Source organism: Nitratireductor sp. ATLC21, from assembly GCF_057196525.1.
Genome location: NZ_JBXUOU010000002.1, coordinates 226540 through 238439, shown reverse-complemented (window position 1 = coordinate 238439; position 11900 = coordinate 226540). Strand labels below are relative to the sequence as shown.

At 59.5% G+C, this 11900-nt stretch carries 14 protein-coding genes; 6 read left to right on the top strand and 8 right to left on the bottom strand.

Annotated elements, in window-relative coordinates; all coding sequences use genetic code 11:
- Positions 1–84 precede the first annotated feature (84 nt).
- The 3 genes from rpoN (at position 85) to ptsN (ending at position 2915) form a co-directional block, all read left to right on the top strand.
- Positions 85–1578 carry an RNA polymerase factor sigma-54 gene (gene rpoN, locus AC2CHD_RS08850; RefSeq protein ID WP_484553392.1) on the top strand — a complete coding sequence of 498 codons (1494 nt, stop codon included), beginning with the start codon at positions 85–87 and terminating at the stop codon, positions 1576–1578.
- Positions 1579–1801: 223 nt separating this feature from the next.
- Complete coding sequence (hpf, locus tag AC2CHD_RS08845; protein ID WP_007008119.1) at positions 1802–2377, top strand: ribosome hibernation-promoting factor, HPF/YfiA family; 576 nt, start codon at positions 1802–1804, stop codon at positions 2375–2377.
- 73 nt (positions 2378–2450) lie between these two features.
- Complete coding sequence (ptsN, locus tag AC2CHD_RS08840; protein WP_484553391.1) at positions 2451–2915, top strand: PTS IIA-like nitrogen regulatory protein PtsN; 465 nt, start codon at positions 2451–2453, stop codon at positions 2913–2915.
- Between the two features lie 50 nt (positions 2916–2965).
- On the opposite strand, the gene AC2CHD_RS08835 is transcribed toward ptsN, so the two are convergent.
- From AC2CHD_RS08835 to AC2CHD_RS08825, 3 genes are all read right to left on the bottom strand, one after another.
- Positions 2966–4021, bottom strand: coding sequence for a C45 family autoproteolytic acyltransferase/hydrolase (locus tag AC2CHD_RS08835; protein WP_484553390.1), 1056 nt, complete (start codon positions 4019–4021; stop codon positions 2966–2968).
- A 153-nt stretch (positions 4022–4174) separates the two neighbouring features.
- Entirely contained in the window at positions 4175–4432 is a 258-nt protein-coding gene (locus tag AC2CHD_RS08830; RefSeq protein WP_229450326.1) for a BQ00720 family protein, read from the bottom strand.
- A 109-nt stretch (positions 4433–4541) separates the two neighbouring features.
- Positions 4542–4967, bottom strand: a complete 426-nt coding sequence (locus AC2CHD_RS08825; protein WP_229450325.1) for an Hsp20 family protein — start codon at positions 4965–4967, stop codon at positions 4542–4544.
- Between the two features lie 114 nt (positions 4968–5081).
- Between AC2CHD_RS08825 and AC2CHD_RS08820 the strand changes: the two genes are divergently transcribed.
- Positions 5082–6023 carry a nucleoside hydrolase gene (locus tag AC2CHD_RS08820; RefSeq protein ID WP_484553389.1) on the top strand — a complete coding sequence of 314 codons (942 nt, stop codon included), beginning with the start codon at positions 5082–5084 and terminating at the stop codon, positions 6021–6023.
- A gap of 24 nt (positions 6024–6047) precedes the next feature.
- Here AC2CHD_RS08820 and AC2CHD_RS08815 read toward each other — a convergent pair whose 3' ends face one another.
- From AC2CHD_RS08815 to AC2CHD_RS08805, 3 genes are all read right to left on the bottom strand, one after another.
- On the bottom strand, positions 6048–6944 hold the full coding sequence (locus AC2CHD_RS08815) for a ribokinase (RefSeq protein ID WP_229450323.1): 897 nt from the start codon (positions 6942–6944) through the stop codon (positions 6048–6050).
- A gap of 86 nt (positions 6945–7030) precedes the next feature.
- On the bottom strand, positions 7031–7915 hold the full coding sequence (locus AC2CHD_RS08810) for a methylated-DNA--[protein]-cysteine S-methyltransferase (protein WP_229450322.1): 885 nt from the start codon (positions 7913–7915) through the stop codon (positions 7031–7033).
- Positions 7916–8021: 106 nt separating this feature from the next.
- Complete coding sequence (locus AC2CHD_RS08805; protein WP_484553388.1) at positions 8022–8507, bottom strand: DUF2244 domain-containing protein; 486 nt, start codon at positions 8505–8507, stop codon at positions 8022–8024.
- 21 nt (positions 8508–8528) lie between these two features.
- On the opposite strand from AC2CHD_RS08805, the gene nth reads away from it, so the two are divergent.
- On the top strand, positions 8529–9269 hold the full coding sequence (nth, locus tag AC2CHD_RS08800) for an endonuclease III (protein WP_229450320.1): 741 nt from the start codon (positions 8529–8531) through the stop codon (positions 9267–9269).
- Between the two features lie 13 nt (positions 9270–9282).
- Here the strand turns inward: nth and AC2CHD_RS08795 are convergent, their stop codons facing one another.
- A complete protein-coding gene (locus AC2CHD_RS08795; protein ID WP_484553387.1) occupies positions 9283–10017 on the bottom strand; it encodes a sulfate transporter family protein in 735 nt (244 codons plus the stop codon).
- Between the two features lie 169 nt (positions 10018–10186).
- Here AC2CHD_RS08795 and AC2CHD_RS08790 point away from each other — a divergent pair, with 169 nt between their 5' ends.
- Positions 10187–11179 (top strand): adenosine kinase, encoded by a 993-nt coding sequence (locus AC2CHD_RS08790; protein WP_484553386.1) that lies wholly within the window; start codon positions 10187–10189, stop codon positions 11177–11179.
- Here the strand turns inward: AC2CHD_RS08790 and AC2CHD_RS08785 are convergent.
- Positions 11171–11803 (bottom strand): trimeric intracellular cation channel family protein, encoded by a 633-nt coding sequence (locus tag AC2CHD_RS08785; protein ID WP_229450317.1) that lies wholly within the window; start codon positions 11801–11803, stop codon positions 11171–11173. The genes AC2CHD_RS08790 and AC2CHD_RS08785 overlap by 9 nt on opposite strands.
- Positions 11804–11900: the final 97 nt, after the last annotated feature.

The following is an 11900-nucleotide window of genomic DNA, read 5'->3' as shown; positions in this document are numbered from 1 at the left end:
TTCAACTTGACAAGCAAAAGTCGGGCCAATTGAATCCGGCTTCGTTTCGGCACTCCCTGTCGGGCTCAATCGGGGCTGGTTTTAATGGTGCTTGCGCCAAAACTCCATCTGCGTCAGACGCAATCGCTCGTCATGACGCCGCAATTGCTGCAGTCGATCAAGCTGCTGCAGATGACGCATCTGGAGCTTGAGCGCTTCCTCGATTCCGAGATCGAGCGCAATCCGTTGCTGGAGCGCGGCGAAACCAATTCGGAAGAACGGACTGAACCCGGACCAAGTGCGCCAGAACTGCGCGAAAGCACAGCCGAATTCATTTCAGAAAAACTGGATTCTTCACTGGAGAACCTGTTTCCGGACGATCCGGGCACAAAGGAGCGCATCGGCTCCGACCTCTCAGCACAATGGAAATCGGCGAGTGGCAACGGGCTCCAAACCAGCAGTGGCACCGCCTTTGACCTGGAAAGCACAACGGCCGCCGCCCCCACCCTGCGCGACCATGTGAATGGCCAGATCGCGCTGGCCTTTACCGATCCGGCGCAGATGCTCATCGCCCATGAACTCGCCGATGGCCTGGACGAGGCGGGATATTTGAGCCTCGACATTGAAGAGCTCACTGAACGTGTGGGCGCATCACCCGAAACCGTTCAGGCAACGCTGTCAATCTGCCAGACATTCGATCCGCCGGGTCTTTTCGCCCGTGATCTGGCCGAGTGCCTTGCACTGCAGTTGATCGCACAGGATCGATACGATCCCGCCATGAAGGCGATGGTAGAAAATCTCGAACTTCTGGCAAAACGCGACTTCCGTACGCTTGGCCGCCTGTGCGGCGTCGATGCGGAAGACCTCGCAGACATGTTGTCGGAAATTCGCGCGCTCGACCCCAAGCCCGGCATGGCGTTCTCGGGCGGCACCGCAGACCCGGTCGTGCCTGACATCGTCGTCAGGGCGGCAAGCGATGGAAGCTGGGCGGTAGAGCTCAATCCTGAAACCCTGCCACGGGTTCTCGTCAACGAGCCATACTACGCGAAGGTTTCCCGTCACGCCCGCGAAGGCGAACGCCAGTTCCTGAGCGAATGCCTGCAAAGCGCCAACTGGCTCGCCCGCAGCCTCGACCAGCGGGCAAAGACCATCGTGAAAGTCGCTTCCGAGATCGTGCGCCAACAAGACGCGTTTCTGGTCCACGGTGTCAGTCATCTGCGACCACTCAATCTGCGCACCGTGGCAGAAGCGATCGGAATGCATGAATCGACGATAAGTCGCGTGACCGTAAACAAATACATGATGACGCCGCGCGGCACATTCGAGCTGCGGTATTTCTTCACATCGGCGCTTGGCTCTGCGTCCGGCGGCGACGCGCACTCGTCGGAATCGGTTCGTGATCGCATCCGCTCGCTGATTGAAGCCGAAGCGCCGTCAGCGGTGCTTTCCGACGACACGCTGGTGGACATGTTGCGCAAAGAGGGTATCGACATCGCCCGCCGCACTGTCGCCAAGTACCGGGAAGCGCTCAATATTCCGTCGTCGGTGCAGCGTCGCCGCGAGAAGAAGATGCTGGCGGCAGCAGGCCCGCGCGGCTGATTGCGCCTGCGGTTGAATTGACAAGGGCGGCGGAAGCCACTAGAAGCCCGCCCGCATGGACTACCAGGCCTTGAGAGCCTTCGACTTTTGTCCGCAGTGCCAGCAACCGAAGAAGGGATACGCGGCCGACTTACATCACAATCCGCCGCGGCACCTTGTACATGCAAGCCACACGTATAAACTCGATTCGTTCGGTGTCTGATCAGGAAAGGTCTGTTTTCAGATGAGCTTACGTATTTCCGGAAAGCATATGGACATCGGCGAGGCGTTTCGCTCGCGTATCGAGGAGCGGATCGGCGAAGCCGTCGATAAGTATTTCGATGGTGGTTTTGCCGGTCGCGTGACGGTTGAAAAGTCGGGTTCTCGTTTTGCCGCCGATTGTATGATCCATCTCGACACGGGCATGGTGTTGCAGGGCACTGGCCAGGCGCAGGAGCCGCAATCCGCTTTCGATGCTGCCGCCGAGCGCATCGAAAAGCGTTTGCGCCGCTACAAGCGCCGGCTGAAGTCCCACAACAACGGCCAGAATGTCGATCCGATGGACATTGCGTATCGCGTCATGGCGCCGGTGGCCGAAGATGAAGAAGAGGTCCCGGAAGATTACGCGCCCACCGTGGTCGCCGAATCGAAGATGGCGCTGCAGACCATGTCTGTCGCCTCAGCCGTCATCGAGCTCGACACCAAGGACAATCCCGTCTTCGTGTTCCGCAATGCCGGAAACAACGAAGTGAACATTGTCTACCGCCGTGCTGATGGAAACATCGGCTGGATCGATCCATCGGCAGTGGCAAGCGCATAGGTTCCGTGCCAGCCTCAGCGCCTGTCATGCAGCAACATGACAGGCGAACAGACGAAGCAGAGGATGCATAGACATGGATCTGAGCGATCTGATCGACCAGAAGGCCGTGATCCCCGCCCTGAAGGCCAATTCGAAGAAGCAGCTCCTGCAGTTGCTGGCTGAGAAAGCTGCCGGCGTGACCGGGCTGCCGGAGCGCGAAATTTTCGACACCATTCTGCAGAGAGAACGCCTGGGTTCAACGGGCGTCGGCAACGGTGTTGCGATCCCGCACGGCAAACTTCCCGGCATTGAGCGCATCACAGGCGTGTTTGCGCGCCTGGAGACCCCGGTCGATTTCGAGGCCATCGACGACCAGCCCGTCGATCTCGTTTTCCTGCTTCTTGCGCCCGAAGGAGCCGGTGCGGATCACCTCAAAGCACTGTCTCGTATTGCGCGTGTGCTGCGTGACGCAGACAACACCGCGAAGATCCGCGGCACAAAAGATGCTGCCGCCATTCACAGCTTCCTGGCGCAGGCGCCTGCTTCCAACGCGGCCTGACCAATCATTTCTGACGACAGAATTACCGGTTCAGCCGGAAAACGGCCTTTTCACATGGAAAGGGCCGTTTCTTTTTCCATCACCGGAAACTGGTGAAACGGATTGTCGGGATCATTGCCGCGTCGGATATGCATCAGCCTTTGTGACAGATCCATCGCGATGGTGCACACAGTGCCCTTTCGACCGAGAAACCCGTCGCTGTCTTTGTAGGGTGCAAGGATTGCGTGCTCCGGGTGCTCTTGATCGGAAAGAACCGATTTGAGCCGAGCAAGGTCCCTCGGCGGGCCAGACGCCGTCAGGGCGCGGATGCGGTCGAGCCGAGCTGTCGAATTTTCCAGCAATTCGGCATCCACAGGGGCATCGCAGGTCAGGTAGTGGTTGGTGTGGGTCGTGGCAGAGCCACCCGCCTCCATGCGCCGCGCGGCATCACCCTCATATTCGATGTTGATACTGCGCCCGTCCGCACTGGCGACCAGCAGGTTCAGCGACCGGCCGGTGCCGGCACGCTCAATCGTTTCTTCCACCTCTGCCCAGGATCCCGCATCCAGGAGCGCGCGCAAGAGTACGTGCGAGGGTAGCCCGTTGGTTTGTTTTGGAGTGGGGAGGAAATTGAGGCAGACGCAGAAGCCTGCATCATTCAATCCCACCTTTGCCAGAATGCCCGGCTCGGTCATCGTGAGAAAACGACGCCCCCGTTCGTCCTCCGAGCGGATCAAGACGACCAGATCCTCAAGCTTGTCGGACCAGTCCCAGTTTTGCCCGACAAAAGGTGTGCCGGAATAGTGAACGACGGTGCATTCCGAGGCTGAAAGCGCTGCAAGAAGCTCACTGCGCGCATTTAGAGCGTAGATCCACAATGGATCCACCTCTGCCCCCTCCGCAATCCCTTCGATTTCGGCTGAATACTGCGGGTTGAAACTGTCGATAACACCACGAAAATGAGCGGCCACAGGGAGGATAGCCTCGTCGGGCCGCGCAAAATATGCCTTGTAGATGGAGAGTGTCTGGGCAATGCGCTCGCCGAAGGCGGCGCCTATTTGACGGCCCCTTTCTTTCGGTCCACCCCAAACATCAAGAAGTGGAAATCTGTTTTTGCCGACCGGCATGGCCACCCCTCCCATTCTGATGCGCCAAAAGCGCGCCAGCCATTCCCCGGGAGATCGGCCCCGCTGTCAAGCCCGGAGAGCGGCTTTACAGAGGCGAAGAGGGGCGCGGCCTCCGGCACACGCCCCTGCCGTGTTCAAGCTACGCCTCAATGCTCAATGGACGCTGACAGTCTCCAGATCATTCTGCATTGCACCTGCAAGTGCTGCATCACGGGCATCCGCCAACAGAATCGGCTGCCCATCGGCACCGAAAAGCGCCCATAACCGCGTGCCCGGCTTCAGATCGGGCATACCAGGGAACTTGCCCTGCAAATCCTCGGCGTTCATCTCGCGCATATAGGCCACTGCGCCTTCGCCGATGTGTGCAAGCTGCTGCTGAGTAATCGCCAATTTATGCTCATGTTCGGTCATGCAAGCCTCCTTAACGCAGGCGTTTCCCTGGGAAACCAACCCGCTGAAGAGCCCAAGGTTCCGGAACGGGTCAGCCCGCCCCGGGTTCCTCCCGAATAAGACCAGTATGTCAGTCTTTCACGGAAATGTTTATTTTTTGTACAAGACGCTCAGGTTCGGGGCGGTCGAGATCGATGGACAGAAGGCCGTTTTTCAGTTCGGCGTTTAGAACCCGCATCCCTTCCGCAAGCACAAACATGCGCTGGAACTGGCGCGCTGCGATACCACGGTGAAGATATTCGCGCTCGCCTTCGTCCGCCTGGCGGCCACGGATAATAAGCTGGTTCTCTTCCGTCGTAACATCCAGATCGTCTGCGCTGAAACCAGCGACAGCCAGCGTGATACGAAGCTTAACGCCCTGCTCGTTTTCTGCGCGGATGCGCTCGATATTGTAAGGCGGGTAGCCATCGCCCGATTTCGCAATGCGCTCGAGCGTTTTTTCCATACTGTCGAACCCAAGCAGAAGCGGATTCGAAAAAGGAGTCATACGCGTCATTTCAAACAGTCCTCAAAGAGCGACGTGGATAGAGAAAAACCCGGTTGGCATTTTTCTCTTCCCAACTGATATGGTCGCTCAAAACACGCGTTTCAAGCATTTTGGAGCTTCTGTATGACGTCAGCGCGCAAGATCATTATCGACACGGATCCGGGCCAGGACGACGCGCTGGCCATATTGCTGGCACTGGGCAGTCCGGAACTGGATGTGCTTGGTATCACGGCCGTGGCCGGAAATGTTCCGCTGACCCTGACGGAGAAGAATGCACGCAAAATTTGCGAACTGGCCGGCAAACCCGAAACGCGCGTTTTCGCAGGCGCAATTCGCCCCATGGTTCGCGAACTGGTGACGGCAGAGCATGTGCACGGCCGGACCGGGCTCGACGGGCCTGACCTGCCGGAGCCTCAGATGCCGTTGCAGGAAAAACACGCCGTCGATTTCATCATTGAGTCCCTGATGGCCCATGAGGAGGGCGAAATCACCCTGTGCCCCCTCGGTCCCCTCACCAACATCGCACTCGCGCTCAACCGAGAGCCCCGGATCGCCTCTCGTATCCGCGAAATCGTCCTGATGGGTGGCGGTTTCTTCGAGGGTGGCAATGTCACGCCCACGGCCGAATTCAACATCTATGTCGATCCGCATGCGGCTGATGTGGTGCTGCGTTCGGGTGTACCGGTTGTCATGATGCCGTTGGACGTCACGCACAAGGCCCTCACCACACGTGCGCGCATTGATGCCATTCGTCACCTCGGCACCAGGGTCGGTGAGGCCTGCGCGGAATTGCTGGAGTTCTTTGAGCGGTTCGATGAAGAAAAATACGGTACCGATGGGGGACCATTGCATGACCCCTGCGTCATTGCCTACCTTCTCAAGCCTGAACTCTTCAAAGGACGCATCTGCAACGTAACCGTAGAGACCGGCTCCGAACTCACCATGGGCATGACTGTGGTCGACTGGTGGCAGGTGACCGATCGGCCGAAGAACGCCCTTGTCATGCGAGACGTGGATGCCGACGGCTTCTTTACGCTGCTGACGGAGCGGCTGGCGCGGTTATAAGCCGCGCCGCCGACCAATTCCCACTCACGATAGTGCGTTGTCGACATCCTTCCGCAACGGAATGGCCGGCTGTGCACCCGGCTTAAGACAGGCCAGCGCTCCGGCCACGGTCGCCTGCCGCAGCGCCAGCTCGAGATCCAACCCCTCGGAAAGGCCTGCGGCCAGATACCCGCAAAACGTGTCGCCCGCACCGACCGTATCTATGGGTGTGATCTTCATGGAGGGACAGGCAACAAAACCATCCGGTGTTGCAGCCCAAGCTCCTTCACCCCCCAACGTCACAATGACGGTTCGACCGGTCTTGGCGACGAATGCTTCCATGCGCGCACGACGGTTTTCACCCTGGAGGGCGAGTGCCTCTGCATAAAGATCAAATTCCGTTTCGTTGGCGACCACATAATCTGCACCCTCAAGCAGCTCTGTCGCCTCCGGTCGATAGGGTGCCGTGTTGAGTATGGAGATTGCTTCGGCCTTGCGCGCAGCTTTGAGTGCCGCAGCCACCGTTTCGATAGGAACCTCAAGCTGGAGCAGCACGTGATTGCCGGCGGCAAGCGCTGCCTGTGAGACGTGCCCCGGCAAAACGTCGGCATTGGCACCCGGAACAACCGCAATGGTGTTTTCACCCTCGCGGTCAACAAGGATATGCGCCGTGCCCGTCGCACTTTTCGCTTGATGCACTGCGGAAAGATCGACGCCCGCAGCTTTCAGAAGGCCCAGTGCCTCGCTGGCAAAGGGATCGTCTCCGACTGCACCGACCATGCGGGTCTTGGCACCGGCGCGCCTTGCAGCCAGCGCCTGATTTGCCCCCTTGCCACCCGGTGCGGTGACGAACGTGTCACCTGGCACCGTTTCGCCCGGCTTGGGAAGGCGATGAACGGTTGCAATCAGGTCGAGATTGATGGAACCGATAATGACGATCAAGGCACACTCCCACGCAGATTTGCGGGGAACCTAGACCATTTTGCAGCATGGTGAAATCCATTCGAACTCCAACATCCAAGGCTCGATCAATCGGCCTGGCAAAGCTGCCCCGCTTCCCAGCCAAGGATCGCGCGTTTGCGCGTCAAACCCCAGTGATAGCCCGTCAGAGCACCGGATTTGCCCACCGCGCGATGGCACGGCACCACGAAGGAAACCGGGTTCGCACCCACCGCCGCACCCACGGCGCGCGAGGCGGTGGGCTTGCCGATCCGCTCGGCGATATCGGAATAGGCGCAGGCCCGGCCCATCGGGATTTTCAAAAGCGCATCCCACACCCGCACCTGGAAATCCGTCCCGATCAACACAACGCGCAGCGGTTCTTCCGCGCGCCAGCGCGAGGGATCGAATACCCGCGCCGCATAGGGTGCAGTGGCAGCCATGTCTTCCTCGTAATCGGCGTTCGGCCAGCGCGACGCCATATCTTCGAATGCCGCGCGCTCATCGCCCGGATCGCAGAAGGCAAGTCCTGCCAGACCGCGCTCCGTCACCATGACAAGCGCCTGACCGAAGGGCGAGAGATGAAAACCGTAGCGCATGGTGAGGCCAGCACCCCGCGCCTTGTATTCACCGGGTGAGATCGCCTCGTGTGTGACAAACAGGTCGTGCAGCCGCCCTGGCCCGGACATGCCGAGCTCCAGTGCCGCGTCGAGCAGCGGCATGCCTGAATCGAGCAAACGACGCGCATGATCCAGCGTCACCGCCTGCAGAAACGCCTTGGGTGATAGCCCCGCCCAGCGCGTAAACAGTTTCTGCAGACCGTTCGGCGTATCACCCACCTCCTGTGCGATTTCTTCCAGCGAAGGTTGGTCCCGATAGTCGAGGCTGATCTTCTCGATCACGCGGCGCACGACCTCATAGTCACTGCCTTCCGGTGTGACGTCGCGTTGCAACAAAGCCGTCTGCATGTTCATGGCGCTAACTCCCGGCACCCGCCTTAGCGTTGGTGCCACATGACATTCTTCCTGAACATGACCATGCCGTTTTTCGCACCGGCCAACCACCCGATTCCTGCCGAGTTCACGGCCCTTTTGCAGTGGCGAGCGCCTTTCCGAAGGCCGTTGCGAAACTTTCCCGGTCGTCCGGGTTCAAAAAACTGCCAAGCGAGACACGCTTGCCGCGCATCTCAACCGCCATGTCGGTGATGCCGGCCTCGTCGTGCCGGTCGATGCGAAACCGTGTCCAGAACGGGTTGAAATGGTACTCTTCAGCCTTGCCCGAGGGCGGCACCTTGCGGATATCGAGGCTGGTGCGCGACAGGCGGACCTCTTCGCGCACGCGGGCAGCACGGTAGTTCAGCCGGAAGGCAATATAGATCGCGAGCACATCGAGCCCGAAAAAACCAAACACCGGCCACGCGCCGAGCTTCAGGAACACCGCGCCGATGGTCAGCCAGACAAACAGAAGAACGCCCATCAGCGTCGCGAAACCCCGCTTACCCAGCGAGCGATAAGGCGTCAGCAACGCCTGAAAGACGGGAGCATCTGCACTGTTTGTTTCGGCCATGATCCCGATTATAGAAGGCCCATGGAAAAGCCCAAGAAGAAAATTGCCGCGCCCCGCAAACCCGCCCGCTCCCGCAAACGCAAAACCGTCTATTCGCCCGAGGAGGTCCACGAGATCTTCCGCCGCTTCTCGGTTCAGCGGCCGGAGCCGAAAGGCGAGCTCGAGCATGTGAATGCCTTCACGCTCCTGGTGGCCGTCGTGCTGTCGGCGCAGGCAACGGATGCAGGTGTCAACAAGGCGACGCGGGATCTTTTCAAGGTTGCCGACACGCCGGAGAAGATGCTGGCACTCGGCGAGGAACGGGTGGGTGAATATATCCGTACCATCGGGCTCTGGCGCAACAAGGCGAAGAACGTCATCGCGCTTAGCGAAGCGCTGATCCGCGATCATGGATCTGAGGTGCCCGACAGCCGCGAGGCCCTCGTCACCCTGCCGGGCGTGGGCCGCAAGACGGCCAATGTTGTGCTCAACATGTCGTTCGGTCAGCCCACCATGGCCGTCGACACGCATATTCTGCGCATCGGCAATCGCATCGGGCTTGCTCCCGGCAAGACACCGGAACAGGTCGAAGATACGCTGGTGAAGATTATCCCGGCCGAATTCATGCGCCACGCCCATCACTGGCTGATCCTGCACGGGCGCTATGTCTGCAAGGCGCGCAAGCCCGATTGCGTGGCCTGTGTCATTGCGGACATCTGCAAATCAGCTGAGAAAACGACCGAAATACCTGCGCCGCTGGTGGAATTGGCACCACAGGCCTGATCGCTGGCTTCGACTACCCGCGCTGCTCTGCACTCTGCCCAGCGCGGGCCGCATCTTCCTGTGAAATCATCTTGTGCAGATGGACCATCATGGCGGCTGCGAAAAGCGGCGTCAGAAGGTTGAGGATCGGGACGGCGAGGAACCCCGCGATAACAAGACCGGCCAGAAAGATCGTACCTGCATGGCGACGGCGCAGCGCCTTCGCCTCAGGCTCACTGCGGAACCGCATGGCGGCGAACTCGAAAAACTCGCGGCCAAGCAGGTAGCCATTCACAAGGAAGAAGGCGAGGATGTTGATGCCTGGGACGAGCAGCAGGAACAACGCGACGATGTTTCCGAGAATGACAATACCGAAAAACTTGATCGATGTGGCGATCGCAGCGCCCAGCGGCAGCGCCTTGCCCGGCGGATCCTGCGGATAATCTTCCTTTTCGACAACTTCGGCCACATCGTCGAGAAATAGTCCGGCGATCACAGCGGTCACGGGCCCGATCAGAAGCGCCAGACCGGCAGCGAGCCCCAGACCGGCAGCGATCAGCGCGACGAAACTCATCCAACCCAGCCAGGAAGGAAGGTCAGGAAAAAATGCATCAAGCCACGGCAGTGCGATGTACTCAAAAAGCTCCTTGGCTCCCAGCCACAGCCCGGCAAGCACCAAAAGTGTCAGACCCAGCGTCTTGAAAAACACGCTGCGAAACTCTCTGGAGAAAAGTCGGCTGATAGCGGCGCGCGCCGCGTCGAAGATCATGGAAAGCCAAGGCCTTTCGAACTTTGATTTCCCATCCGAGATAGGAAGCCTTTCGGGCCGGCGCAAGCAAAAGCGTTCACACCAATGGCTTGCAAATCACGCTCAAACCAGTAAACCGCCCGGAGCCTAGAGACAAAAACGCTTCCCTTGCATATCTGGAGATCTGAATTTGAGCGAATATGACGTGCTGTGCATCGGCAACGCCATTGTCGACATTATCGCCCGCTGCGACGAAGCGTTTCTTGAAGAAAACAACATCATTCGTGGTGCGATGAACCTGATTGATGTTGATCGTGCTACCCTTCTCTACGAGCGTATGGGGCAGGCCATCGAGGCCTCCGGGGGGAGTGCTGGCAACACGGCAGCCGGTATCGCCAGCCTTGGCGGAAAAGCAGCATTCTTCGGCAAGGTTTCAAACGACACGCTTGGCGAAATCTACGCGCACGACATCCGCGCTCAGGGTGTCGCCTTCGATACAAAACCGCTTGTAGGTCATCCGCCAACGGCGCGATCGATGATCTTCGTCACGCCAGATGGTGAGCGCTCCATGAACACTTATCTCGGCGCTTGCGTGGAGCTTGGCCCGGAAGACGTGGAGGAAGACAAGGCGAAGGGTTCCAAGGTTACATATTTCGAAGGCTATCTGTGGGATCCGCCTCGTGCCAAGGAAGCGATCCGCATGACCGCCGATGCTGCGCATGCGGCGGGCCGCGAAGTTGCGATGTCCTTGTCTGACCCGTTCTGCGTCGATCGCTATCGCGACGAATTCCTGGAGCTGATGCGTTCAGGCAGGGTCAACATCGTGTTCGCCAACGAACACGAATTGCTGTCTCTTTATCAGACCTCGTCGTTCGACAGTGCGGTGGAGGCCATCCGCAAGGATACCCGCCTTGCGATCGTCACCCGCTCCGAGAAAGGCTCGGTTATCGTGTCGGATAACGAGACCATCCCAGTCGAAGCCACGAAGATCGACGAGTTGGTCGACACGACTGGTGCGGGTGATCTCTACGCGGCGGGCTTCCTCTACGGCTACACCAACGGACACAACCTCGCCGAATGCGGCCGTCTTGGCTCATTCGCAGCCGGTCTCGTCATTCAGCAGATCGGCCCGCGTCCGCAAAAGGACCTTCGCTACGAGGCGCAGCAGGCCGGCCTACTCTAGCTCCTCGGGCGGTCGGCCGGGGCGGGAACGGTAGCGCGGAATGGTCCATCCGAACCGGAGGGCTCCACCGCGCACCAGAAATGCCGCCGTGACCGCGATCAGCGCTGCGATTGCACCCTCAATTCCGGCAAAGCCGGCCACGGTAAACACGCCCGCCCCGACAAGTGCCGCGGTGACATAGACCTCAGGCCTGAGAAGCACTGAGGGCTCCCCAGCCAGCACATCGCGCAAAATACCTCCGAAGGTCGCTGTAAGGACACCTGAGACCAACGCGACAATGGCCGAACCGGAAGCCTCCAGCCCCTTGGCCGCCCCCAGAACCGAATAGGCGGCAAGGCCCGCGGCGTCCAGCCACAGCAGTAGCCTGTAGCGATACTCCACGAGTGGCGCAGCAAAGAATACGAGGACCGCAACCAGGGCGCAGACGATGATGTATGTGTGGTTCTCGACCCAGAAAACTGGCACACCAAGCACGAGGTCGCGCAGGGTGCCGCCGCCAGTGCCCGTTACCCCCGCAAGAAAGATGAAGCCAATGAGGTCAAGTTCCTTGCGCGAGGCAGCAAGAGCGCCTGTAGCCGCAAAAACGGCCACGCCGGCATAATCGAGAAGCTGAATCAGATCCATGGGGGCCTCCATGCTCTGGATAGCCGAAGCCCCCCTGAATAGGAAGTGAGTGCTTGCCTCACTTCCACTTGCCGCACACAGAATGCGGCGCGACAGA

What these genes read in the sequence shown, in the direction of transcription:
- ptsN (WP_484553391.1), top strand. Translation starts at nt 2,451, where the DNA reads ATGGATCTGAGCGATCTGATCGACCAGAAGGCCGTGATCCCCGCCCTG.
- AC2CHD_RS08810 (WP_229450322.1), bottom strand. Translation starts at nt 7,915, where the DNA reads ATGAACATGCAGACGGCTTTGTTGCAACGCGACGTCACACCGGAAGGC.
- AC2CHD_RS08830 (WP_229450326.1), bottom strand. Translation starts at nt 4,432, where the DNA reads ATGACCGAACATGAGCATAAATTGGCGATTACTCAGCAGCAGCTTGCA.
- AC2CHD_RS08785 (WP_229450317.1), bottom strand. Translation starts at nt 11,803, where the DNA reads ATGGATCTGATTCAGCTTCTCGATTATGCCGGCGTGGCCGTTTTTGCG.
- hpf (WP_007008119.1), top strand. Translation starts at nt 1,802, where the DNA reads ATGAGCTTACGTATTTCCGGAAAGCATATGGACATCGGCGAGGCGTTT.
- nth (WP_229450320.1), top strand. Translation starts at nt 8,529, where the DNA reads ATGGAAAAGCCCAAGAAGAAAATTGCCGCGCCCCGCAAACCCGCCCGC.
- AC2CHD_RS08825 (WP_229450325.1), bottom strand. Translation starts at nt 4,967, where the DNA reads ATGACGCGTATGACTCCTTTTTCGAATCCGCTTCTGCTTGGGTTCGAC.
- AC2CHD_RS08820 (WP_484553389.1), top strand. Translation starts at nt 5,082, where the DNA reads ATGACGTCAGCGCGCAAGATCATTATCGACACGGATCCGGGCCAGGAC.
- AC2CHD_RS08795 (WP_484553387.1), bottom strand. Translation starts at nt 10,017, where the DNA reads ATGATCTTCGACGCGGCGCGCGCCGCTATCAGCCGACTTTTCTCCAGA.
- rpoN (WP_484553392.1), top strand. Translation starts at nt 85, where the DNA reads ATGGTGCTTGCGCCAAAACTCCATCTGCGTCAGACGCAATCGCTCGTC.
- AC2CHD_RS08805 (WP_484553388.1), bottom strand. Translation starts at nt 8,507, where the DNA reads ATGGCCGAAACAAACAGTGCAGATGCTCCCGTCTTTCAGGCGTTGCTG.
- AC2CHD_RS08835 (WP_484553390.1), bottom strand. Translation starts at nt 4,021, where the DNA reads ATGCCGGTCGGCAAAAACAGATTTCCACTTCTTGATGTTTGGGGTGGA.